The 24,007-nt window shown below is 37.1% G+C and carries 21 protein-coding genes; 17 read left to right on the top strand and 4 right to left on the bottom strand.

From position 1 onward, the window contains the following. From D1Z92_RS11740 to D1Z92_RS11665, 16 genes are all read left to right on the top strand, one after another. The coding region (locus D1Z92_RS11740) for a transposase (RefSeq protein ID WP_206099752.1) at window positions 1-130 on the top strand (130 nt) is incomplete at its 5' end. Between the two features lie 171 nt (window positions 131-301). Then, window positions 302-757, top strand: a complete 456-nt coding sequence (locus tag D1Z92_RS11735; RefSeq protein WP_128895865.1) for a hypothetical protein — start codon at window positions 302-304, stop codon at window positions 755-757. A gap of 806 nt (window positions 758-1,563) precedes the next feature. Then, window positions 1,564-1,740, top strand: coding sequence for a thiazolylpeptide-type bacteriocin (locus D1Z92_RS11730; RefSeq protein WP_128895864.1), 177 nt, complete (start codon window positions 1,564-1,566; stop codon window positions 1,738-1,740). Window positions 1,741-2,022: 282 nt separating this feature from the next. Then, window positions 2,023-4,656: a lantibiotic dehydratase gene (locus tag D1Z92_RS11725; RefSeq protein ID WP_128895863.1), complete on the top strand. Its 2,634-nt coding sequence runs from the start codon at window positions 2,023-2,025 to the stop codon at window positions 4,654-4,656. Window positions 4,657-4,658: 2 nt separating this feature from the next. Continuing rightward, the gene (locus D1Z92_RS11720) at window positions 4,659-5,744 is read left to right on the top strand and encodes a hypothetical protein (RefSeq protein ID WP_128895862.1); all 1,086 of its coding nucleotides are present in this window, start codon (window positions 4,659-4,661) and stop codon (window positions 5,742-5,744) included. Beyond that, complete coding sequence (locus tag D1Z92_RS11715; protein ID WP_128895861.1) at window positions 5,741-7,348, top strand: hypothetical protein; 1,608 nt, start codon at window positions 5,741-5,743, stop codon at window positions 7,346-7,348. Before D1Z92_RS11720 ends, D1Z92_RS11715 begins: the two co-directional genes overlap by 4 nt. A 4-nt stretch (window positions 7,349-7,352) precedes the next feature. Next, entirely contained in the window at window positions 7,353-9,050 is a 1,698-nt protein-coding gene (locus D1Z92_RS11710; protein WP_128895860.1) for a YcaO-like family protein, read from the top strand. A gap of 8 nt (window positions 9,051-9,058) precedes the next feature. Further along, window positions 9,059-10,402 carry a nitroreductase family protein gene (locus D1Z92_RS11705; protein WP_128895859.1) on the top strand — a complete coding sequence of 448 codons (1,344 nt, stop codon included), beginning with the start codon at window positions 9,059-9,061 and terminating at the stop codon, window positions 10,400-10,402. Further along, window positions 10,399-11,262, top strand: coding sequence for a thiopeptide-type bacteriocin biosynthesis protein (locus D1Z92_RS11700; protein ID WP_128895858.1), 864 nt, complete (start codon window positions 10,399-10,401; stop codon window positions 11,260-11,262). The genes D1Z92_RS11705 and D1Z92_RS11700 overlap by 4 nt, the downstream gene beginning before the upstream one ends. Beyond that, window positions 11,255-12,031, top strand: a complete 777-nt coding sequence (locus tag D1Z92_RS11695) for a SagB/ThcOx family dehydrogenase (protein ID WP_128895857.1) — start codon at window positions 11,255-11,257, stop codon at window positions 12,029-12,031. Before D1Z92_RS11700 ends, D1Z92_RS11695 begins: the two co-directional genes overlap by 8 nt. 5 nt (window positions 12,032-12,036) lie before the next feature. Continuing rightward, a complete protein-coding gene (locus D1Z92_RS11690; RefSeq protein WP_128895856.1) occupies window positions 12,037-13,086 on the top strand; it encodes a hypothetical protein in 1,050 nt (349 codons plus the stop codon). Then, entirely contained in the window at window positions 13,043-13,795 is a 753-nt protein-coding gene (locus tag D1Z92_RS11685) for an ABC transporter ATP-binding protein (RefSeq protein WP_128895855.1), read from the top strand. Before D1Z92_RS11690 ends, D1Z92_RS11685 begins: the two co-directional genes overlap by 44 nt. Beyond that, window positions 13,767-14,495 carry an ABC transporter permease gene (locus D1Z92_RS11680; protein WP_164931592.1) on the top strand — a complete coding sequence of 243 codons (729 nt, stop codon included), beginning with the start codon at window positions 13,767-13,769 and terminating at the stop codon, window positions 14,493-14,495. Before D1Z92_RS11685 ends, D1Z92_RS11680 begins: the two co-directional genes overlap by 29 nt. 176 nt (window positions 14,496-14,671) lie before the next feature. Beyond that, window positions 14,672-15,193, top strand: a complete 522-nt coding sequence (locus D1Z92_RS11675) for a peroxiredoxin-like family protein (RefSeq protein WP_128895853.1) — start codon at window positions 14,672-14,674, stop codon at window positions 15,191-15,193. 105 nt (window positions 15,194-15,298) lie between these two features. Beyond that, window positions 15,299-16,147, top strand: coding sequence for a MerR family transcriptional regulator (locus D1Z92_RS11670; RefSeq protein ID WP_128895852.1), 849 nt, complete (start codon window positions 15,299-15,301; stop codon window positions 16,145-16,147). 106 nt (window positions 16,148-16,253) lie between these two features. Next, a complete protein-coding gene (locus tag D1Z92_RS11665) occupies window positions 16,254-17,243 on the top strand; it encodes a C45 family autoproteolytic acyltransferase/hydrolase (protein WP_128895851.1) in 990 nt (329 codons plus the stop codon). Window positions 17,244-17,395: 152 nt separating this feature from the next. Here D1Z92_RS11665 and D1Z92_RS11660 read toward each other — a convergent pair whose 3' ends face one another. The 3 genes from D1Z92_RS11660 to D1Z92_RS11650 are packed head-to-tail and all read right to left on the bottom strand — an operon-like array spanning window position 17,396 to window position 20,406. Further along, window positions 17,396-18,592, bottom strand: coding sequence for an ABC transporter permease (locus tag D1Z92_RS11660; protein ID WP_128895850.1), 1,197 nt, complete (start codon window positions 18,590-18,592; stop codon window positions 17,396-17,398). Then, on the bottom strand, window positions 18,589-19,455 hold the full coding sequence (locus D1Z92_RS11655; RefSeq protein ID WP_128895849.1) for an ABC transporter permease: 867 nt from the start codon (window positions 19,453-19,455) through the stop codon (window positions 18,589-18,591). Before D1Z92_RS11655 ends, D1Z92_RS11660 begins: the two co-directional genes overlap by 4 nt. Before the next feature lie 12 nt (window positions 19,456-19,467). Next, window positions 19,468-20,406, bottom strand: a complete 939-nt coding sequence (locus D1Z92_RS11650; protein ID WP_240666705.1) for an ABC transporter ATP-binding protein — start codon at window positions 20,404-20,406, stop codon at window positions 19,468-19,470. A 322-nt stretch (window positions 20,407-20,728) separates the two neighbouring features. On the opposite strand from D1Z92_RS11650, the gene D1Z92_RS11645 reads away from it, so the two are divergent. After that, complete coding sequence (locus D1Z92_RS11645) at window positions 20,729-23,311, top strand: outer membrane protein assembly factor BamB family protein (RefSeq protein ID WP_128895847.1); 2,583 nt, start codon at window positions 20,729-20,731, stop codon at window positions 23,309-23,311. On the opposite strand, the gene D1Z92_RS11640 is transcribed toward D1Z92_RS11645, so the two are convergent. Beyond that, window positions 23,308-23,730, bottom strand: a complete 423-nt coding sequence (locus D1Z92_RS11640; protein WP_128895846.1) for an HIT family protein — start codon at window positions 23,728-23,730, stop codon at window positions 23,308-23,310. The two genes, D1Z92_RS11645 and D1Z92_RS11640, sit on opposite strands and share 4 nt — an antisense overlap. Window positions 23,731-24,007: the final 277 nt, after the last annotated feature.

Below are 24,007 nucleotides of genomic sequence, written 5' to 3'. Positions count from 1 at the left end.
TGACTACCCCTTCATTCGAAAAAAGCTTTGGAAAGAAATGTTTTGGTCAAGAAGCTTCTGCTTAATGACAACGGGTCGTGCTTCCATAGAAACCATCAAACAGTACATTGAAAAGCAAGGAAGAAAGTAGGTGTCCGTGATGTTGAAAGCATTAAAGAAGCTACAAGAGAATTGGTTCGTGCCAAAGATGACATTATCGTGTATCATACAGAGAAAAAAATATTGAAATTGAAATTAAAATAGCTTTGGCTTTAGGGTGCGATCATCATTTCATAGACAATAGAAAAGGAAGTTAAATGTTATGTCTTCAAACAAAAAATTCATTTTAATTGTAATTTTACATATATTATTATTTTTTGGGTATTTTGTATATAACTTTACAGATAAACCTTCTGAAATCATTGATCAAGACTTACTTAATGTAAATAATATAGAACGAATAGAATTTTATGATTTAAGAAATGCGCAAATTGATAATAAAGGCATAAAGGATGATACAGAATATATAATAACAAATCCATATAAAATAGCTGGTATCCTTCATTTCTTATCAAAAATATCTGATTCCAACGAAACCAATATACATTTCTCAGATAAAGAATTAATTTTCATGGTTATTGTTAAACAAAAAGGATTCTATCCTGATAACCCATTCCTCATCTATCATTCAGGATTGAATTATGGAAATTCCGACATTTCAATATCAAGGGACAGCTTAAATGATTTTATCCAATATATCGATTTCATACTGAAATAATTATCATTCAGGAAGTCAGATATTATATGTACCGAGTAAATGGATACAAACCTCACTACGAATGGTATAAACCAGAAGCATTTCGAGGAATGGGATCAGGTACTATAAGACGATAAGCGTCTTTTTATTTTTAATTGTAAAATAATCAGAAAATACAAATATTTTAAATAAATGAATTGAAATCATTATCATATAATGGTATTATTTTATAAAATAACATATTTTATTAAAAATATACGCTGAAATGTACTCGGAAAATATATTCTATTCAACAATACTACGATTCTATTATTATCTTTTTTAATAAACCTTCCTTTATTTATACTATCCGCTGCGGTTTAACCGTCACTACATCAAGATAAATATCTTAGTTCTTTTTGCTTTTTATCGTATGCATAATGATCCACCGCATGCATAACGATTCACCGTATGCAGAACAAAAGACAACAAAAGATATTTGTCACACACATCCTTAGTTTAACTTTTTCACACATCCATCTATTACTGAATGACTTAAGTACAATGAAAATACATCCATGATGCGGTCTTGAACGTTATCTTTTTTCATAGAAAATGGACAAGCTGTGCAATGACCTTTACTGTCTGTGTTTACCATCTTTTATTGGTAAAGTATGTACTAGTTTCCGTTACCCTCAGTCTATTAGTCTATGTTAAATAGATTATATTTCATACGTTGTGATACATGTTGAAATGAAGTGAAGGAGGTGATGTGAAGTAAGCATAGTAGTTTTATGGACAAGGTCTCATTTAGGTGTCAAAAAAATAGGATAAAGGAGGAAGAAAATATGAGTACAACGACAACGTTAAAAAGTATATTAGATGAAATTGACAGCATTGAAATTATGGAGGTTTCAGAAGGTAGATTACTATCTGAAACGGCAGCTACTAGTGGTTCCAGCTCTAGTGGTTCGACGTCATGTTGTGGTTCAAGTTCATGTGTGAGTTGCGGTGGTGGAAACTAATAACTTCTCTGATACGTCAACATATTGATATTAGGTGTACATGCTCTATGTTCAAGTCTATTTGCATACAAGATGATGTTTTAAAACAACTTGCATGCAAATAGACTTCCTTCACAAAGTTTAGTTCATTTTCATTTACGAAGTTTAGCTCATTTTTTCATTTGCTAGAGTACAACATAGCAATCGTGGCATTTCAACCCCGATTCGTAGTAGGGTACAGATACTGATTCACTTTATTTATATTCATTACTATAAGCATATGCGTAGATTGGAGTGGATAGGATGAACGTGTTTCCTTGGTACATGATTCGAAAAAATCCCATATCGATGCATCGCTTCCACCACTTTAGAGATTCGGAATGGATAAAGGCTGTTGTGGATTGGCAGGATGCTGTGCAGATGAAAGAAAATAGGAAAGCGGACGTCATTGCGCTGCTTGAAAAGCTATTTAAAAACACACAAGATCATACGCTGTTAACGTTGAAAAGGCGCATATACAATGATAAAAACATAAACTGGGATAAGTACTCTCCTGACATTGTACAAGCATTGTCATCCTTTAAAAAAGTGGATGAAGATTGCGATGAAGCGTATGAGAAAATGCATCAACTATATGAAAATAAGCTCCAGTTAGATAGAGCAGCATTGCAGCGAATGTTTCAACAATATGATGCGTTATCTATTCCTTTACCGCTCATTAATCCAGATATGCATTTTAAGTACAAAAAATATATACATACTCCAAGTGAGGCACATAATGCTAAATTAAGAAAATTAGACTATCCGTTGAGTCGAATTTTAGCGAGGTCTGCAGTGAAATCTAGTCCGTTTAGTTCTTTTACTAGTGTGGAATTGGTAAAGATAGGAACAGAGCCTAACGAGAATAGGAAGACCACGGAGACCACCAAGACCACGGACACTAAGGAACCGACGGAAACGAGAAAAACGGAGGAAACGAAGAAAACGGTTAACAGCATGAAGGATGCTCCATATGTGCGGATGCAAGAACAGGAGGAGCCGGTTCAACGATTAGTAACAGAAATTAATTATTTCATATTACAAAAAATTGTACAGTTGTTAGCGAACGACTTGTATTATGCAAAACAGCTATCGTATCGAAAATCTTTTTCTATGAAAGACAATCAAGATCACGTTCATTTTATTATTCAAGTTGATATGAACGGAGGAAAAGTATTTAACAACGTGGAGAAAAAGATATCGATGAAAAATAATTTTATATTAGACATTCTTTTCGATGCTTTGCAGCAAAAAGGGACGCTAAGCTACAGGGAGTTGGAATCATTGCTACGTCCTCATGCAGATGAAGAGACGATAACAAAATTGTTATTTCATGGACTGATTCAAAAAGGAATACTTTATCCAGACATCTGTGTGAATGAATATAGTGAGCACGTGTATGAACATTTTGAGCATACATTGCGAAGTTTTGATGATAAGCCAGGAAAAGTAGCTGCAACACTGGAGCATACGAATAAAATCATGGATTTACTACATGAATTTGAACATGCAACTGGGGGACAGCGATTTGATATTCATGCAAAAATGATATCGGAAGTAAAGTGCTTGGAGAATTTGCTGCACTACACCTTTCCGAAAGATTTAATGTTGTATGAAGATGCAGTGGTGTCTCACTCCGGGGAACATTATACGTTAAGCAAAGAAACGCAGAGGGACATACATGATGTACAAAAATTAGCACTCATTTTGAATCCAGCAGTGTCATTTCAGCTGGAATTTGCGCATCATTTTTACGAGCGATACGGCATGAAGGAGGTAGCATTAACGGATATAGAGGTCAGATCATTATATTTGGAGGTGCTACAGAAATATGATAGTTGGAATAATGTGTTGGCTCCTGTACACTTGCAATCCAAAACGGCATCACAGCTTGAGCAGATCAAAGATGAAATACGCACCTATTTCCTTTCCATGAAAAACAGACAAGACGGAGTTTATGCTGGTATAGATAAAAAACAAATTGCGACATGGTACCAAACGTTTAAAACGATGTATCAGCGTGAAGAGGTTTTATCATCCACGGTACTATTGCAACAGTTGAATGGGGAGCCAGTACTAAATAAAATGTATACGGGCAGTTTGCGATTGTTTGCGCGCTTTTTCGAGCATGAACCGTCTATATACGAGGATAAAGACTTCCAATCTTACGTGAACACGTTATTTGGTGATCAAACGATCAACATTAGAGAGAGTTACGGTTTTAATGCGAACCGGCACCGAAATATCTTGCCTACTAGATTAATATTTGACAACAGTAGAGGAACGGAAAATGAGAATGAAACCGTTCACATGAATCAGCTATGTTTTGCTTTTAATGAACAACTGGGGTTAGTAGATATCAAGCAAAAAGAGACAGGTGAGACGGTAAAAGTGCTAAGATTAGGCAGTTTAGTGGATGTGATGCTGCCGCATACGGTGCAAATCGTGCAAGATGTGATTAGTCCTATTTTTGATATGAACCTCATGGATTTATGGGATAACTCGAAAAAACATTTCGTTACCGATCATATTCCTCGCATGTATGTAGGAAATACGATCATTGGTAGGGAAAGGTGGCTACTAGATACGAGTTATTTTGATTGGAATGCACCTTCCAATGAAATTGCTGTACAATTGGCCACGTATTTTATGCAACATGCATTACCGATGGAATTTTTCTCGCGACCACATACGGCGCAAACGACGATGAATTATTTAACCATGAAAAGAACGGAGTTAAAACCGCAGTATTACAATCTTTTTTCACCGCTATTTATAAAAGGTTTCGTCAAACTGTGTTCCAATTATACACACGTCATCGTAGAAGAAGCATTTCCTTCACTATCAGACTACGCTAACAATAAAGAATATCAATTTGAAGTGATCATGGGGGAATGAGTATGAATGAAAAGTGGATGGAGGTAAAAGCATATTTTTTCGGAAGTGAAGCACAGAAGGAATACACGTATTTTCACTTTATCATCCCTTATTTTAAAAACATAGTTGGAAATTACTTTGCAGATCGAGGCTGGAACGGGGGGCCACATTATCGAGTGGTGATACCAGAAAAGTTTGCCTACATGCTGGCTCCGTTGCAACAACAATTCCAAGACTTTGTCACGTCCCATTTTGGGCAGTTATCGAAGGAAGAAATTAAAGCGAATTTACAAAAATACGAAAAACAAAATAGTACGATATCGCAAATGGAGAGCGTGCAATATGAACATATAGATGTTCAGCAACATGTAAAAGTAAACATAGCGCCTTACAGCGAAACGTATTTACATCAAACTTTCAATTCGTATCATCATTTCCTAGTACATCATCATTGCTTATTCCAGATGCAAACGTTTATTAGTTCCAACGGGGAAAGATTTATTCAAATAGATGATGACACGAAATTACGTTATCTCATTCGCATGATGTATGATGTGTTGACGTTTTCTGCTTTTTCTCCTAAATACGCTGTACTTGTCTACGTTTCCAACATAGAAGGCGTGATGGCCTTAGCAGAAAAATACGGAAAGAAAGAGCTGTTCGAAAAGTCCTATCAAAGTCTGTATGAGAAAGTGGATGTCGATGCTGTATTTGAGGATAGTCAATATGAAAGAGAGATTGGAGCGGCGTGGAATGAAGTGATCGGCTCCAACTTTGCATATATTAAAGAGCAAGCATCTCATTTATTTACGGACGAACCTGGTTACTATACATCAGATAAACAAAAGCAAACGTTGATCGACAATATGGAAGGAATCCCAAGTGAATTTCATCATTATTTGCTGTCTAATGAACTAGATCAAACGATTCAGCACGAGGAGCATATTATTTATCGGGTCTTGATGAATATCGTATATCGTGGTATTTACATGCTGCAATTTAGCTTTTCAGAGAAAAATTTTGCATGCTATGCAGTATGTCAGTACATGATGGACAAGCACAACACATCGTGGAAAGAAATTTTGCAGGAAAGAAGAGGTGTCTTATGAGTCCTATGAGGTGGAAAACGAAAACCAACTTTTTTCTCAAACATACGGATCAAACCTTGCTTATCCGCAAAGATACTGGAGCACTGGAGGCAAACATAGGAACAGAAGATTATGAGACGTTATTACATATGCTCATTGAATTGAAAGATGGAAAGGACATTGATTTGCATGCATGGACAAAGCAAGAGCTGAAACTATTTAAACTAGCGGTGACATTGAATTTAGTATATGAGGTGAAACAGAAATCGTATCGCTTTTCCACTTATGTTATACATCATATGGAGAATGCTTTTGAACGGCATGATGAGGTATTAGAGCAATTGGAAAACGTGACGTTTTCATTACGAGGTGCACCTACGCATGTCGTTGACTTTTTTAGAAGTAATGGGTTGATGCATAGCACTTGTGAAAAAACGGTTTCGGTATATTGGAATGATGACATGTTCGGAGCGCCTTTAGGTAGCTTTATCGTTCTACATCATGAAGGACATTATATGATGTTCAAAAAAACAACGCATGCATTGCTTACCCAGTGGAATGCCATATTACAGTCCACGCAAGGAAATAAAGGATATTTAGGCAATATGATTATTCCTATGGTGTTATTTCGTTTTATGATGGAGCAATTATTTGCAAAAGAAAAATACAATATGGACAGACAGAAAGAGCTTTACAATCAACATGCAGCAAGTATTGTTTTTTCTGATGGGTCGATGCAAACGATACAACATCCTGCGAAGGTAACAAGTACGTTTGAGTATTATGAACGGATCATGGGGAAGGAGGAAGTGAAGGAAGACAATACATTAGCATTTGTGCAGCATGTGGAGTCGATGTTATTGGAACAGAAATCGTTAGTGAGGGGAATGAATAGCGTAGAGACAGCGAGAAAGAAGCAGCTGTTTGTTTCTCATTATCAAGTCGATTTTGTAGACAGTTTTTCCTCTTTGACGGTGGATACCGCTTTTATTTCAGCGGCCGAGTTTGGATTAGTACAAGCACTGGAATCTTATTTGCAGTGGAAAGAAAACGAAAACGAACTACATCAACAACATGCTACAGCTTCAACTAGTCCATCCATTTGGATAGGGGATAGGAATGAAACTCACTTTTATTTGCGCGGTATGGCTGCTTTTGTGGAAGAAGACAAGCCTTTACGTATCGTAGTGTCTTTACCAGCATCGATACAACATTTAATACAGTTTTTGAAAGAGCAAACGGGTGTTGAAGTACGTATAGCACTTAAATCTATCGTTGGAGAAGATATAGGTCGCATGTATGTCGTAAAGGAACAAGGCGAAGTGCTTTATGAAAGTGAAATCACCATGACATTGTTAGCGGCAATGAGAAGAGGATTGTGTAAGGTTATTAGTGATACGGTGAATGATATACAACAGGAAAGCGAATGGAAATTAACACGACCAACCATCATGAACAGTAGCATTCCTTACTCTATGCTCAATAGAAGAAGTAGTGACGAAGTGCAGCGGGCATTAATGAAGCAATTAGAAGGTAGAACCATTGTAGAAAAGCCTTGGATACAACAGCCATTATTTCAGCAGCAACGTATATGGATAGGGAAGTTTACGGAGAAAGGAGGATAAGAGTATGGCTATCGCTGCGGAACAAAATCACCTTATGCCGATACATACGTTTGCTAATGGCACTGCGTACATGGAGAGAGGCAGTTACGTCTTTATCGGTCCGTTAAAAATGAGAGACGAAGATGCATGCGTACAGTGCTTTTTGACAGCATTGGAGCAGAACGATAGTGACTATTTGTATGCCCTTCGATATGAGCCAGTAAAGCAGGATTGTGAAGCTTGGTTTGAAGCGCAGTGGCAAAATGTAGAGGAAAAGCTAGTGAATACGGTCTATGTATGGAACAAACATACTTGCCATATGCAGGTGAAAAGCATATATAAACACCCACTTTGTCCCGCTTGTGTGGAAGACGATGTATGTACTCATGATGATACGGAAGACTTGCAGCACACGCTGCCCTTTCACGATGGTAGGACAAAAAATGTACTGCACATCATGGAGCAAATGGAGCAAATGGAGAACGTGCTTTTGGATGCAGACACAGGCATAGGCAAGCGGTTGTTCCGAGATGTGGAGTCCAGCCTCATTCCCATGTACGGGATACAGTCGTATATGGGATCTTCGCCGTACCATTCCTATGGTCGTTCTAGTAGTTTGATCACTTCGAAAATGGCGGCAAAGTTAGAAATGATAGAAAGATTCGCTAGTATGGTTCCTTATTTCAAACAGGACATACGTGCATCGTACGATGACTTACTGGCACAGGGTAAGGAGGTCATCGATCCAACTACATTTGCGTTAGAGGGTGGAACGTATACACAACTCCACTATACTTATGATCCTACTAAAGCATATTACTGGACTTCTTGCTTCCATTGGAGAGATGAACAAGCGGTGCTGCTGCCAGAGCAATTCGTTTATTATGATAATCAGCTGCTGCATCAAGAAGAGCGTTTTCTGTACGAAACGTCGAACGGTACAGCACTGGGTGGAACGTTACAGGAAGCGATTATATATGGGGTATTCGAAGCGCTCGAACGCGATCACTTTCTCCTTCACTGGTACACGCAGAAGCTGCCACGTAGAATCGACGTGACATCCATTAAAGATGACCGTATACATGGTATTTTATGTTTGCTAGCAGCACATCAATTCGAAATGTACTTATTTGATATCACGCTCGAAGTGGGCATTCCAACCGTATGGGTACTCGCACGTAGTCAGAGTGAGCACCATCACATTCACCTATACAATGCAGCGGGCAGTAACTACGATCCAGAAAAAGCGATATTTTCAGGCTTAGTAGAAGTCGTTACGTCCATTTTTGTGTATGACAAATTATATGCCAATAAGGAAGAGGAACTCGCAGCATGGATTGGCAATCCTCAACGCGTAGTCAGTATGGAAGATCATATTAAATATTACGCATTAAAAGAAAATGCCGGTGCATTTGATTTCTTATTTAATCATATACAGCAATGTCAATGGATTACGACAGAAGAAATGAAGCCGTCATTTGAATTTGATTATGAACAGATTAAGCAGCGGGTGTATGAGTATCATCCTGATATTTACGTGGCGAATATGAGTAATCAGATAACGAAACAAATGGGGCTGTATGTGGCCAAAGTATTCATTCCCTCCTTACAACCTATCACATTCGGAGTGCAAAATGAAAGAATCAACTGGGAGAGACTATCACAATATGGAGGGGCAGCGTTTATACCATATCAGCACCTACAACCACACCCGTTCCCATGAGTATGACATTGGATCAGCTGACTATACGGAGGAGGGAGGAAAATGTAACGCTACCGTTATCGAGATTTGTTTCTTTTATCGGAAGTGAGATGGAGTGTCATGACGGCCAACTACCACGTGCACCACAACACATCGTAGAAGATGAAGTGTTTCAACATTGGTTGAAGTGGATAAAAGCACATTTTCAGTTTCAATATTTTAACGATGGGAGTCCGTATCCCTTTCAAAAGCATATTCCGTCGGCAAGAAGTATTCATTCTCTCGTGCCATTTCTGATTTATAGTGGACATCTCTTTATGTATAGTGACAGCAGCAATATGCTGCATTACATAGGGTATCACGAAAGCAAGCGGCACGATGTGGAATTAGTGGTTGGGGTGGATGTGTGGAGAACGTGCAGTGTGTATGGAAGTTTTGGCTTAGCCTTGTGTTTATTAGAGCTTGGTCATATGATAGGCAGCTTGAAAATAGAAGCAAAATTGAAGAACATGAGCATGCACAAGACGCTCTATATGTTTCATCGATCTCATTATTTGAAGTTATTCGGGATGGAGTTACCAAGCGATATGTTGATGGGCTGTGTTTGTCAGTTTCATGTTCCTGCCAACGCATCGGAATGTCATGCATCAGCACATGCCACACGTACTTTCCTACACGATTATAGGAAAAGGTATACGTATCAGCAGGAACTCATGCACATTGGTGTACTGCATTATATGACAGATGATGCTTTAAACAGTGAGGTTGAAGAAGATATGGTTGTTCAGTCTGATTGGAAGTTGCCCGATGCCCTACAACATACGAGGATGGAGCGAAGTTCAGATCATACCTATACTGGGTTACTAGATTTAAGCAAACCGATGAAAAAAGAAGTTTGGGATGACATCCTGACTTTGTTGGAAGAGGTGAGACAGCATTTTATTTATGCAGATCGATTTTCTATTTATGTGGTAGTACAACAAGTAGAAGGAGTAGAAAGAGGGGTGTATGACGTCGAAAAAGGGAAGTGCACATTGCGTAATGCTAACGTCCATTTACGTGAAGTATGGTTAGACCCATACGATTATATGAACGTAGATGTCATGCCCAGTTTCTTCTATGTGACGTACAAGGCAGAAGAAAAGAGGGAGAGTAGAGACATCTACTATGCACACGTCTTTGCGGGAGAAATGATGCAAAGTATGTCTAGGTATTTATCGTCAACATGCAACATGTATGTACGTCCTGTAAAAAGTTATCGCGACGACATACTAGCAGAAATCACTAGATTGGATCACAAAGAGAGAATTATTTATGGAGTACTGGCAGGGACAAGTCATGCTAGTAATAAGATAGGAGTTGGTGAACATTGAAGTGGTATTCCTATCATCTGTTTATTCACGATCATCAGTATCATGATACGTTTGTGAAACATACATTACGAGATTGGGTACAGGATCAACAATCGTATTTGCATCAATGGTTTTTTATACGATATTGGCAAGGTGGACCGCATATTCGAGTTAGGTTTAAAACATATGATCCACCACAAACGATAGCAAGCTTAACTTCTCATGTGCAGTCTTTTTTACAAGATTATGATCCTCAAATCCAGGTAACGAAAGCACAATATTATCAAGCTCATTCCTTCGATGGAGTTAAACCACAGGAAGAGGCGCTGTATTGGATGGAGGATCGCTCTTTTGTTGAGATAGATTATGAGCCTGAGGTGGAAAGGTATGGAGGGGAGAGTGCGTTGCCTTATTCCGAATCTCTTTTTCATACGTCTAGTAGTCTTGCAGTGGAAGTGATGCAGCATATGTCCAAGCGTAACATGCTCAATACATTAATTTTGGCAGCAGATTTTTTTCATATAACGAAAACACTGCTCAGTCCATCAGAGTTACAGCAATTGACGCAGCACTATCACACATTCTGGCTTCGTTTTAGAAAAGAAGAAGCAGAGAAACATGAAATCGCACAATGGAAACGTGTGTATAAGCAGAGGCTCTCACATGGTTTACCAGAGCGTGATGCAATCTATGTTCCCATGTTGCAAGCGTTACAGGATACAGTGAGTAAAATAAGAAAGGAAACGTCATCACAAACGACATTGTATATTTTACTGTCCCAACTTCATATGTACAATAATCGCATCGGATTGCCTCCACAGCTAGAATACATGGTTCCCCTCGTGATGACACATCAAGAAGGGAGGTTAAATAATGTTTAGTTGGGATTTCTCGCAGCAAGTACCGGAAAAACCGCATTATCGTACGTATCATTATGTATCGAATCAAGCACCACAAACGCAAATGATTGCCGCACCGAGAGAGAAATATGAAGTTGCAGACATCATACAACCAGACAGAGAAATCTATATGCATCTTCCCTCGACAGAAGAGGAGCAACAGCATCAAGTACAGTTGACATTAAGCGACGCGCTGTATAAGCGAAGAAGCTCATGGCAATTTAAAGGGAAAGACTTGAGCAAATTCACCTTAGCTCAATTACTGACTACAAGTTTTGGGTTGAGTCATCAAGAGAAGGGACTTAGAACGTATCCCAGCGGTGGTATGTTTTACAGTGTGGATATTTACATGATTCCTACTAAAAGAACGATAAATAGCGGGCTGATGGAAGCCAAAGTATATCATTACAATGTAGAACAAAAAAGAATAGATGTAGTGAGGTCTCTGGACATGGAACATATGCATCACATTAGCTCATTTACGGATATTGGCCACTTTTCCATCGACGATGCACAGGTCGTCCTCTTTTTAGTCGCCAATGACACCAATGTAAGCAAAAAATATATGGAGTACACGTATCGTATTTTACTGTTAGAGGCTGGGCATATGGCACAAAACTTTTTGTTAGTATCTACTGCATTAGGATTGTCTTGTGTACCGTTAGGAGGATTTCACGAAGTCATAGTCAAAAAAGTGTTGGGATTAGAGCAACCGCAATATATGGTCTTATATACTTTGCTAGGAGGGTGAATGCGATGAATATGAATGGATGCATAAAGCTGCAACCGCATATTACGATCTTCGAAGATGATGATATTCATCATGTATTATTAGTGTATAATGTAAAAGAGGAGAAAATTTTCTTGAAAATACCACTTACTAAGATCCCAGCTTTCTCTATCGTAGAGTTGAAAACGATATTGTATCGATTTACCTCCCTTGAAGTCGTTACCAAATCAAAATATGCATCATTAGTGTTATCTCTTTACTCTAAATATCCAGACATATTTGTGTATAGTGATGAACCCTCTTTATTGAAAAAAGATGCAATGCGGTACGAAATGGAGCAAACCATGGATGTTAGCAAATTGTATGCGACGTATCCGTTCTCCATGGATAACATGTTGAATAAACAGTTGGTGTTATGGGGTGGTAGCAAGGCGAATGTATATGTATATGAAAGTGCAAGAGGAATGGGGGTTCCTGTCACATTTGTTCTTTCCATGGACGAAGTGATAGAACCTAATGATATGTTACATGCTGAAGAACAGGTCGGTACAAGAAAAATAGAGCTCATTCAAAAGATGATTGCCGATGATGAACACGCTAAACTTTATGTGTTGGAGGAGGAGTTATATAAAGAAGAGGTTAGTAAAATACATAGCTTACACGTTTTATGCTGCAATTGCTTTTCAGCCCCACAAATTGATCACATCAATGAAATCATACAACAAGATCACCAACATCTACTGTATTACGGGATGTATGAATCCGAGCTCGTTATTGGACCGCTAGTCATCCCAAACCAGACGCAACACTATGCCGATTTTGAAAAACATGATGTAAGTCATAAAATTCCATTCCCCACTATTTTCCATCACCTAAGTGCTGGAATCATTCAGAGAATATCATATTATGTATGGATGGATGCTTTAAAATATGTTGCAGAAGATGCCCAACTTCCTTTAAATTCGATATTTGTCATTCATCAACGTTCGTTATTAGGAACGTCTAAAAAATGGAATGAAATGAGGATGGTTCATGAAAGTAAAAGTGGAGCAATTACAGAAGCATTATGGCAATAAGCAAGTATTAAAAAATATAAATTTTTGTATTGAACATAACGAAATCGTTTCCATAGTAGGTCCTAACGGTGCGGGAAAAACCACGTTACTAGAAATATTAATGACGCTAAGAAGTTGGGACGAAGGTAGTGTGGAAGTGATGGGGTACAATCTGAAACGGGAATCACAAGTGCAAGCATTGCGTGGTGAAATGGGTGTCGTTATTCAAGAAGGTGGGATGTACGCCTATTTGAAAATAAAAGAAATTCTCGATTTGTTTGCAGGACTGTATAAAGTCCCTTCATCCCGTGTGAAAGAAGTCATCACTTTGTTCTCTTTGTCCTCTCATTTAAATAGTAAATATATTAAACTATCAGGTGGATGGAAGCAGAGAGTGTTACTGGCGATATCTTTCTTACATCATCCTACGCTTCTCTTTTTAGATGAGCCAACGACGGGGTTAGATCCTAAAGCTACCAGAGATTTGTGGGAGATTGTTCATACAGCAAAAAAAAGAGGAACGACCATTCTATTATCTACACATTCACTAGAAGAAATTGATATGTATGCCGATCGGGTCATGATGTTAAACGAAGGGAAGATCGTAGAATACGATACACCTTCTACCTTAAAAACAAAATACAATTGTACTTACTTTAAAGATGTTTACTTTGGTGTCATGGAAGGAAGGGGGAACCAACGTGATAACGTCGCTCAACAGGCTAATTAAATATGATTTTATTGTTTTTTTTCGTGAACCATTTTTTGCACTTCCTATTCTAGTGTTACCAGGTTTATTTTACTACATTTTCATGTCTATCTATGGGATAGAAGGGACGGAATCGGTTGGACAATATATCCCAACGTACGGTTTATTAATTTGTTTTCTTATTTTGTTTTTTAATATTGGGGTGCAATACGTTACGGAGAAGGAGAGAGGTATTCACAAGCGGCTCACCCTTTCCTCGATTACGACGTTTCATATTATTTTGACGTACATTATTAGGGGCGTTGTGTTATCGTTAGTCGGATTAACAGAAATACTGTTTATTGCTGTTTTTGTATTTAAAGGCCAACTTACCGATCATTTTATCCTCTTCTTTCTTAGTTTCTTATTTGTCATTGCTGTTACGTTTTTATTTAGTTTGTCTACACATAATTTCTTCAAAACATCTAACCAAGTGTATCCTTACACGATTATTATGTTTCAATATGTACTTTTCGCTTCGGGGCTGATGTTTCCAGTAGAATCTATACCAGATGCATTTCAATTTATCGTGTACATTAACCCGTTCTATCATATGAACATACTGCTCATCGCCGTGTGGAATGGATTGCAAGTGGAATGGAATCACATTGTCTATTTTGCTATTTTTATTCTTTTCTGTTTTGGTCTATTATTTTTCAAAAATCGAAGAAGAGAAAAATAATGCGTTTAAAAATAGTATAAAACCTCCTTCTATAGCACAACAAACCCAAAGTATTGTTAGTATATTTATTAAAAGGTATATTAAAAGTAATATAAAAAGAAATTTCTTTAAACTCAGACAATAATATGTATAGGTTCATACTTTGGGCGACAAGTATATAAGGAGGGATACAGCGTATGAGATTGCAAGAAGGTCAAAAAGCAATTCCTTTTATGGTTAAAGATATTTTTGGTCATGAAGTATCTTTGCAGAAATTTGAAAACAAAAAAATATTGCTTTCTTTTTATCGTTTCGCTGCTTGTCCATTATGCAATTTAAGAGTGGATGAATTGATTACCTTGTATCCATTTTTTGAAAAAGAAAACATTGAAGTTGTAGCTGTGTTTCAATCATCCATAGAGAGAATAAAAGAATTCGTAGGCAAACAAAACCCTCCATTCCCTATTGTTTCAGATCCAAAAAGTAAGTTATTTGAGCAATATGGTGTGGAGAATTCTACTATAAAGACGATCAAAGCATTGTTCAAACCAAAAAAATTTGTAGATGCTTACAAAAAGGGATTTAAAGGTGGAAAAGCGGATGGTGACTTGACAAGAGTCCCTGCTGACTTTCTCATCGGAGAGGATGGAATACTTCGAAAAGTATATTACGGCAAATATATCGGAGATCATATGCCGATACATAAGCTAGTGGATTAACAAAAGATAGCCATGTTATGATGCATATGAACATGATATTATATCATCATTTATAACATTGTTTTTATATCATTTCTATTTTGTGAAGCTAGGGGGGTAGATTAGGTGTACACGATAGGTAAATTTGCTGAAATATGTGACGTTCCAGTTAAGACTATTCGTTATTATAGTGATATTGGTTTAATCCAACCATCCTATACAGATCCTATTACAAACTATCGCTATTATGATTACGATAAAATTAAGAAGATGGAAAGAATAAAGATTTTAAAGGAATGCAACTTTTCATTAAAGGACATCAAAGCTTATGTAGAGAAGGAAATAGATAAGCTAGAATGGCAGCATTTGCTAAAGCATAAAATAGCAGAACTGCAGGAGCAAAAGGAGCAAATAGATACACAAATCCAACAGATACAACGGTGGAAAGAGCAAGGAATAGAGGAAGGTTCCTTGTTATCTGGTGCGACGCTATCGGATATATATACGGAACAACGTAAAGTGGTCACTGTTTACTCTATTCGTGAGAAAAAAGACGTCATGCTCATGGATGATCTCGTACAGATGTTATTTGATCGTGTATTTGCTTTTAATCTTAAAGTGGATGGCAAACTAATGTCTATCTTTCATGAGAAAGGAACCTCCCCCAAGCAATCAGATATTGAAGTATTGATTCCAGTCCAGAAAGATCAGCAGATCGAAGGATGTAAAACTGTAGCAGGCGGGACGTATGCTTGTATCACGGTAAAAGGACCTTATTCAGAGCTAGTACATGGGTATCATGCTCTGCAGCGTTGGATGAAAGAAAATGATGTCATGGAAGCAGGACACGCGTTGGAAATATATGAAGAAGGACTTATTCCAGCGGAGTACCATCCAAGAGATATCAAACCAGATTTAGATCTACATCCTTCGGCATTTGTAACAAAGATTTGTATTCCAATCATGAAAAAATAAACTTAGATGTATACGCATTCATCTTATTCATCTAAAAAACACGGTAAACTCTCCTGTAAATGGAGGGTTTATTCTTGTTACACATGAGTATATAGGAGGAATGTACATGTATCATCCGAGATTAAAAGGAAATGCGTATGAAGCAGGGAAGCATTATGGTTCTATACTATGGAAAAACGGATTTGTATTGCCCGAAGTGAGCGAAGAGAAATTACGTTACGGAACTTCATGCATACCTATACTAGAAGATTTTGACCCGCATGTCGTGAAGGAAATAAAAGGGTTTGCTGATGGGTGCCAGGCTTCTTATGAAGAAGTATGTTCATTTCTGTTAAGCTTGGGCGTGTTGCAACCCAGTGGGCAGTGTAGTATTTTTGCTGCTTTTAATGGGGATGACATGATCGTGGGTCGAAACTATGACATGTTATTTGATTTAAAGAAATTTACGGAGTCTTCTCTCGTTTGTTATGAAGACAAGCATAAGTATATTGGTCATTCTGATTGTTTTATCGGTAAAGTGGATGGAGTCAATGAGCATGGGCTTTTTGTAGGTATTTCATCTGTTCCGCATGTGGGTGTAAAGCCAGGTTTGAATTTTTATTTCGCTGTAAAATATATTTTAGAAAATTGCAGTACAGTGCAGGAAGGCATAGAAGTACTGCAACAATTCCCTAGCTCCGTTTCCAACAATTATTTATTAGCAGACAAGTCAGGGCAGATGGCAGTGATGGAAGTATCCCCGGATGGTTACCAAGTAAGAAAGCCGAAAGGTCATTATATTCATTGTACGAATCATCACGTGAATATGATTTCTCCTGAAGGTTGGAATTGGAGTAAATCAGAAGAACGCTATGCCACACTGGATAGTAGGTTGAAGGAAGAAGCTGGGCATATGGATGTTGACATTGCACAATCCATCATGTCTGGAACAAAAGGCCATGTGTGCTTGAATTTGAAACAGCAAAAATTTGGAACATTATATTCGGTCGTGACAAACTTAAATGCATTACAACTATTCAGAGCAGAAGGACAACCCAACAAGGCAAAGTACATTCTAGATGAGAGATTGAACAAAAGCATAGCGAAGTCGATGTAACGAAGTCAGTCTTTCCAAACGATATTTGATATTTTTTTCTCTAATACTTGATAATTAAACGAAAGTACAATATAATAAACAAATATTAAATAATTTAAACAATATAATAAATTCCTTTTCTAGTGTTGTGCATAGTACGCAAGGGAGTAAATTTATATGTTACTCCCTTTGTATACCTTATCCTTTGCTAATGATATTTCGTCTGGCTTTAATAACATCGATCCAGTTGTAAGCAGTACAATCGCAAATAATATTAAATTAAGCAAATGCATTTTAACATCCCCTATATTATTTGTTGAAGAGAGAATGTGTACTGCGTTCGTTGCCCATGTTTCAGGAAGGAAGAAAGCAATGTTTTGTAAATATGGTGGCATGGAAGAAGTAGGCCAATGACATCCTCCAATCATGCAAGCCGGAATAAAAATAAAACACTGTACCACAGTTAAATATCTTGTTTTTACAAAAGAAGCAATGGCAGCCGTCATTCCGAACATAGCTAACAAATAAGTAAAAGATATAAAAAATAATAAAAAGAATGAGATGCCAAAATCGTATCGAAATAAATAGGTTGTTATCGTTAAAAATAGGAGGACCTGAATGACTCCTAATGCAATAGCCCCTAAAAAATATCCTAACGTAATTTCACGATGTTTTATCGGGTAATAAAATAAGCGACTTACGGTTTTATTTTTTAATTCTTCTACTATAGAGGAAGTATATAGAATCGAAGATATGGTGATAAACATGGCAATGTAACCAAAAATAATTCCGTTTTGTACTTCTTTATCAATATGAAACGTGATGGAATCATGTAGCTCCCTATCTTTGTTTTGTTGCTCGTTTAACCATGCCAACACGCTATTACTTAATTCGTTAGAAACATCTGCATCTTCTTTCGTTGCTTGGATTGCTTGTTGAATGTCACTCGTTTGTTGCTGCAATAGGGATTGTATTGTCGTATAATCTTTTGTTTGATCTGACACATATAGCGTGGGCTGTAATAAATCTCCACTCATATTGTCCCTAGTAAAATAAGGTGGGATATAAATAATAAAATGAATTTCTCCAATTGCTAGACTGTCTTTTGCTCTTGATATATTTTTTGATGGTTCCCATGATATATTCGTTTTTGCTATGGTTTGTGTTAGCAAGTACTCTGAAATAAGTGTGTTATCCTCATCGATGTACACACCTTTAACGGATAAAATCTCTGATATGTCTGCATCTATAAAAACGATTGCCGTAAGCAGAATCATACAAGGAATAACAAGTAGCATTAAAATTTTTGTCTTCGTTCCTAGCATCTTTTTTATTAAATGCATCGCAATATATAAGCTGTTCTTCATCATTTATAAAAATCTACCTTTCGATAACCTATTAGAGCGATAATATAAAGCATCATTGCTGTACCCATCAAAGGAATGATATGATACATTGCTTCTAAGATATGATAATCTAACATCCCTTGCAATAAGCTTTTGAAAGCCCAATGGTGTACAGTATATGACCCTATAAACTCAAGTTGATTACTTAAATCTTTGATCATGCCACCGCTTATAAAAGTCATAACGATAATAAAAGTATAAAAGAAACTATAAATAACTTTCACAGATTGAAAGAGAAAAGTAACATGAAGCGCGATTAACATAGAAATACAAATGGTAAGTAAACATGTGATCGTAAGAATTTCTATATGCTGGCCCCAGTCGACTTGAAAAAGTAAGGTAGATATCATAATAATCCATAACGATTGGATCAGACATATCAATGCATTGCCTACTAACTTTCCTGTTAATATCGTAGATGTTTTCATGGGTAGCATTCGTAATCTGGTAAAAGTCTTGTCCTTTCTTTCATCTATAATAGAAATAGCTGCTCCTAGTCCTTGAAAAAGGATGCAGGTCACAAGTGTGGAAGCAGTATAATATTGCAACGGTGACAACGCAGTAACTTGTTCAACGTTGATCTCGTTTATCGATAACGTATTCTCATTTGTTGTCGATGCGATGGTTGGCTCTGCACCTGAATGAGTGGATTGCATGGTTGATTTTGTTTCTACGTATCCTTCCTCATATATCATGATGTTGACTGAGGAAGTCATACTAATGATAAAAATAAGCATAAATGGCAGCGCAAATATGATTAATGCAAGCGGCCAAGACCTGAAAACTTGTAGTAGTTCATTTTTACTGATTAAAGCAATATGTCTCATACTACTGTCCCCTTATTGATGTGATGTGCCACTTGTTAAGTTTAAAAATAACGTTTCTAAATCCACTTTTTCAATGTGTAGGGACTGTACACTGATTTCATATTTCGATAATAAAAACAAAATATCTTGCAAGATGAGTTGAGCAGATTGTAGTGTAATTTCTAATTGCTGATTTTCCCACAAGACATTGCTAACTTGCATATGATTTTCTAGCTCTTCTTTGGCCGCGCTATTCATAAGTGAAGAAACTTGAATGTATACTTTTTCGTGAAGATCTAATTGGGACAACAATTCTTTTTTCGTCCCATTTGCGATGAGCTGACCATGATCTAAAATGGCAATCTGATTACATAACACTTTAATTTCTTCTATATAATGACTAATGTAAATGACCGTGGTTCCTTGTTTGTTTAGCTCTTTCACCGATTCAAGTATGTGGTTCCTGGATTGCGGGTCAATACATACCGTAGGCTCGTCCATAATAAGATAAGCAGGGTTGTGTGCAACAGCACATGCAATATTTAGCCTTCTTTTCTGTCCTTCAGAGAAACGAGTTATTTTTTCATGTCTAAGATCGTATAGTCGAACAAATTGCAATGCATTGGCAACATTTTCTTTTAATTGATTTCCTTTTAAGCCATACAATTTAGCGAAGAAAGTAACATTTTCTTCTGCCGATAAATGATCATATAGGGCAATATGTTGAGGTACAACACCAATCAATTTTTTAGCTTCTAGTACATGCTGTTTTACAGATATGTCATTAATGGTAATGTCTCCGTAATCGATAGGCAATAGTCCACATAACATATGAATGCAAGTACTTTTTCCAGCACCATTTGGTCCTAATAATCCGAGAATATCACCTTGATTAATTTTTAAATTTAGGTGATCCACTACAATATGATGATCAAATCGTTTGATAACGTCTTTAAAATGAATACCGCTCAAGATAACACCCCTTCTTTCTGCCATAACTTCTATAAATCGACTTTAAGTTATCTATTATTAAAATAACAGAATATGTGAATAAAATCATCATTTTAATTGAGTTAGCATTATTTTCTTTTGATGATTGATAAGTGGAGTGAACTTGTTTAATCAAAACTTATTACCACAAATCATAAGATGGAGAAAATTCGATTAAAGCAGGATAGAAACTTATGGTAATATAAAGCGTATTGTAAATAACAGTCATTTTTTATAATATTTTTAGGATAATACAAGTGTGCCGGGTGTACCATCATTTCAATGTTAAGGGGCGATTGAATAGATGTTTGAGAATCAAATGAAAAATAAGTTGAAAATATATTTCTTTATAAGTACATGTGGATGTACTATCTTGCTCATTGCTTTTTTTATGTATACTTCACTGTCAACCCCAGACGTACTGGCCTCAGCTGACAAGTTGATACAGAAGGAAGGGCAAGCAAAGAAAATGAGCGCTATGAACAATATGAATGATCAAGGAAATCAGGAAAACCTTCTTCATGAAGAAGGTGAGTATTCTAATACAGATGTAGGGGAGTTCACGCCATCGGAGCTGGCAACATGGATAAGTTCAGCTAATATGACACAAACCAAAGTTCAAGAAGTATTGGGTAAAGCGCAGGATGAGAAGAAGGATAGGAATAAAGGAGAAACCATATGGCGTTATGATTTCGATTCTACTACATATTCACCTGTTACACACAATGCACTACCTGATTTTGCGGGAATACGTGATGGTGATATCAGTTCTCAACTATTTTTACATTGGGACGATAACAATAAGTTAGTGACGTATCGCATTTATTTCAAAGATGATGAGGATCAAATCCAATTGGAATTAGGCTTGCCACTAGCGAACATAACATATGATTCTACGCTGATTCATGCTAACTCCTCTATGTCATGGCATATAGGGCAGTCGGTGCAAGTGGAGCACGACGATGCGTTTGTGGTAGAAGAAAGCGCTGCAATATTAAAGGGGAAGTATACGGACGTTGCATGGTCGAGGGATACAGTTGATCCTGATAGGACCTATACCGTGACGGCAGTACATCCCTTTTTCGTTGAATTAGATTACCGTATGTGGATCTCTATATGGCATTTGTCTCAGGAGAAGCAACAAGTGGCACGAACTTCTTTACAGGAAGTAGAAGTGGAGCAAGCAGACGGTAAACTACTTTATTTATATCCTAATGGACCCGTTATCAATACATTAGAAAAAAATCAAAAGCTAGTCATTTTTGCAGAGTGGGAAGACTGGTATGCTATTGATGAGTACGATAATCAAGAAGCTGAAAGTTCGATGTATACACAGTGGGTACGTAAAGATGTGTTGGACGAAGAGGAAATAAAGGAAGTTACGTATTTGAAACTAGAATCACCTGAACAAATGACGGCTTATTTGTCTCATATGTTATTAGAAGGAACAACACAAGAGCACGTAAAGGAGCAGCTAGATGAGCCGACGTTTATAGAACAGCTTCCAGCAAGTAGCGATCGCCCTATTACGTTTAGCGAAACATGGACATATGAACAACCAGACATGAAACTCACTATTGAATTTAATGACGAGAGACGTTTAACGGATTGGTCTATGACATGGTTTACTTCTTGGTATCAATCCATGTATGGTGAGAAACAGGAAAGAACATGGCAAGCATTTGTCCCAACGAAAGAAGCAGACTGGTCATGGAAAGTAAACGGCGAGTTATCACATAACTATATCGTAGATATGATGGACCCTATTATGTTAGTTTATGGAGATGACGGCTATATTTCTGGAATGCATTATTACTCTCACTTGTCTGCTCTGGATATGAACACTGGGGATACAGTATGGACGATTGAGGCAAGTTTCTGGGGGTTTGATTATGCTATTTCCTCAGATCGCAAAACAGTAGCAGTCTATACAGACTTTAATGATCCGACATGGAGAATGGTGGATATCCGCACGGGGGATATTCTATTTGAGCAACAACTAGAAGGGAATTATTATCATAACGAATTAATTAAAGGAAACAATACGTTTGCTATGGTAGTTCAATCGGGTGATGAAGAAGTTCAAGAAAAGTGGATACACGTATATGATGATGTTACTGGACAACAGAAGTGGTCAAAAGAGTTAGCGTTAGATGAAACGGCTGTAGAGGGTCATTCTGGAGATGATTTTATCGTTGTCGGTCCGGATCGAATAACATCGTATGATACGGACAGTGGAGCAGTGGTTTGGTTTTTAGAAAAGGAAGGATTACAACCACATGTTAATAAGAGTATAGATGCGCAAGTCCGTGGGTTTGATAAACCGCCATCTGTTCAGGGGAATTGGTTTTTATTTGAGCGTGAGTTGTGTGAGATTCAATTGATAACAGGTACGGTCGTGCAATGTATTGCTGTAGAAGAATACGCTAAATATGAAATTATAAATGATACGTATATTGTTCTTCGTTCTGCTGGAGAAATAAAAAGTGATGTAGCAATATATGATGTAAATACAGCAGCACTTGTATGGTCTGGTGAAGTGAAAGGATGGTTAAGTGAGGTAAATGCAATCAACAACAAAATATATTTTCACGCTTACACAGACCAAACGATATTGTATGTGCTAGATGTGCAAACAGGAATGTTGCAAGAAAAACCAAATAATCATTTCTTCCCTAGTTATATCGATGAGTCCAACTATTTTGCCATACAATCTGATGAATATTTCTCCAATATGTACGCGGTAGATAGGGAGAATGATGAAATACTGTATCGAATAAACAACGTCAAACTAAACAGTAATTTATACTCTCTCAGTATTGTTCCTTACGATGGCCACTACTATATCGCAACGGAAAATGGTGTTATAGGTAAAGCTTCTTTTTAAAGCTCGCGAATGATCACTTGAGATAAGGCTTGTAATTCCTGTAAAGAAGCTTTTTTAGCATTGGCATGGAGATCCATGTGAACAAAATCATTTTCGTATCTCGGAATAATATGAAAATGAACGTGCTGGATGTCTTGATCTGCTAGTAGTCCGTTGCTTTGAACGATAGAATAATCTGTGCATACATTAGCCTTGATCATAGTGGAGCTTACCCGTTGTAATGATTCTATTAAGTCATGCAATACGGATCTGTTTGTCATTTCTTCAAATGTTTCATAGTGTTGCTTAGGAATGATTAATATATGTCCTCTTGTTGCGGGATAAATGTCCATCAATGCAAGTGTGTGATGGCTTTCTAGAATCGTTACGGATGGTTCCTTTTTTTGAATAATATTACAAAATACGCAGTTATTCTCCATTTATGTTCTCCTTCGTTTTAATTTTCCACTACATTCCCCATATTTCATCTCGAAAGTCATCATTTCTACATGACAAAAGTCATATCTTAAGGAAATTGTATTTCAATACATATGAACAACGCTATAATATATAAGATAAGAAATCAATAAATACAAGTTTACGCCTCAGAAGCCAGGCGTAAAGGTCTAGATAAAGAAATTTCTCAATCTTATGCATAGTGGTAATAATTTGCTTGAACAAGTTCATTCAAATTATTTATAAGATAAGAAATCATTG

It is taken from the genome of Longirhabdus pacifica (genome assembly GCF_004115085.1).
GTDB classification, from domain to species: Bacteria; Bacillota; Bacilli; order Paenibacillales; family DSM-105158; genus Longirhabdus; species Longirhabdus pacifica.
The sequence above is the reverse complement of the archived record's forward strand: the minus strand, read 5'-3'. Positions and strand labels throughout refer to the sequence as shown.

What these genes read in the sequence shown, in the direction of transcription:
- D1Z92_RS11735 (WP_128895865.1), top strand. Translation starts at nt 302, where the DNA reads ATGTCTTCAAACAAAAAATTCATTTTAATTGTAATTTTACATATATTA.
- D1Z92_RS11730 (WP_128895864.1), top strand. Translation starts at nt 1,564, where the DNA reads ATGAGTACAACGACAACGTTAAAAAGTATATTAGATGAAATTGACAGC.
- D1Z92_RS11725 (WP_128895863.1), top strand. Translation starts at nt 2,023, where the DNA reads ATGAACGTGTTTCCTTGGTACATGATTCGAAAAAATCCCATATCGATG.
- D1Z92_RS11720 (WP_128895862.1), top strand. Translation starts at nt 4,659, where the DNA reads ATGAATGAAAAGTGGATGGAGGTAAAAGCATATTTTTTCGGAAGTGAA.
- D1Z92_RS11715 (WP_128895861.1), top strand. Translation starts at nt 5,741, where the DNA reads ATGAGTCCTATGAGGTGGAAAACGAAAACCAACTTTTTTCTCAAACAT.
- D1Z92_RS11710 (WP_128895860.1), top strand. Translation starts at nt 7,353, where the DNA reads ATGGCTATCGCTGCGGAACAAAATCACCTTATGCCGATACATACGTTT.
- D1Z92_RS11695 (WP_128895857.1), top strand. Translation starts at nt 11,255, where the DNA reads ATGTTTAGTTGGGATTTCTCGCAGCAAGTACCGGAAAAACCGCATTAT.
- D1Z92_RS11690 (WP_128895856.1), top strand. Translation starts at nt 12,037, where the DNA reads ATGAATATGAATGGATGCATAAAGCTGCAACCGCATATTACGATCTTC.
- D1Z92_RS11685 (WP_128895855.1), top strand. Translation starts at nt 13,043, where the DNA reads ATGAAAGTAAAAGTGGAGCAATTACAGAAGCATTATGGCAATAAGCAA.
- D1Z92_RS11675 (WP_128895853.1), top strand. Translation starts at nt 14,672, where the DNA reads ATGAGATTGCAAGAAGGTCAAAAAGCAATTCCTTTTATGGTTAAAGAT.
- D1Z92_RS11665 (WP_128895851.1), top strand. Translation starts at nt 16,254, where the DNA reads ATGTATCATCCGAGATTAAAAGGAAATGCGTATGAAGCAGGGAAGCAT.
- D1Z92_RS11660 (WP_128895850.1), bottom strand. Translation starts at nt 18,592, where the DNA reads ATGATGAAGAACAGCTTATATATTGCGATGCATTTAATAAAAAAGATG.
- D1Z92_RS11655 (WP_128895849.1), bottom strand. Translation starts at nt 19,455, where the DNA reads ATGAGACATATTGCTTTAATCAGTAAAAATGAACTACTACAAGTTTTC.
- D1Z92_RS11645 (WP_128895847.1), top strand. Translation starts at nt 20,729, where the DNA reads ATGTTTGAGAATCAAATGAAAAATAAGTTGAAAATATATTTCTTTATA.
- D1Z92_RS11640 (WP_128895846.1), bottom strand. Translation starts at nt 23,730, where the DNA reads ATGGAGAATAACTGCGTATTTTGTAATATTATTCAAAAAAAGGAACCA.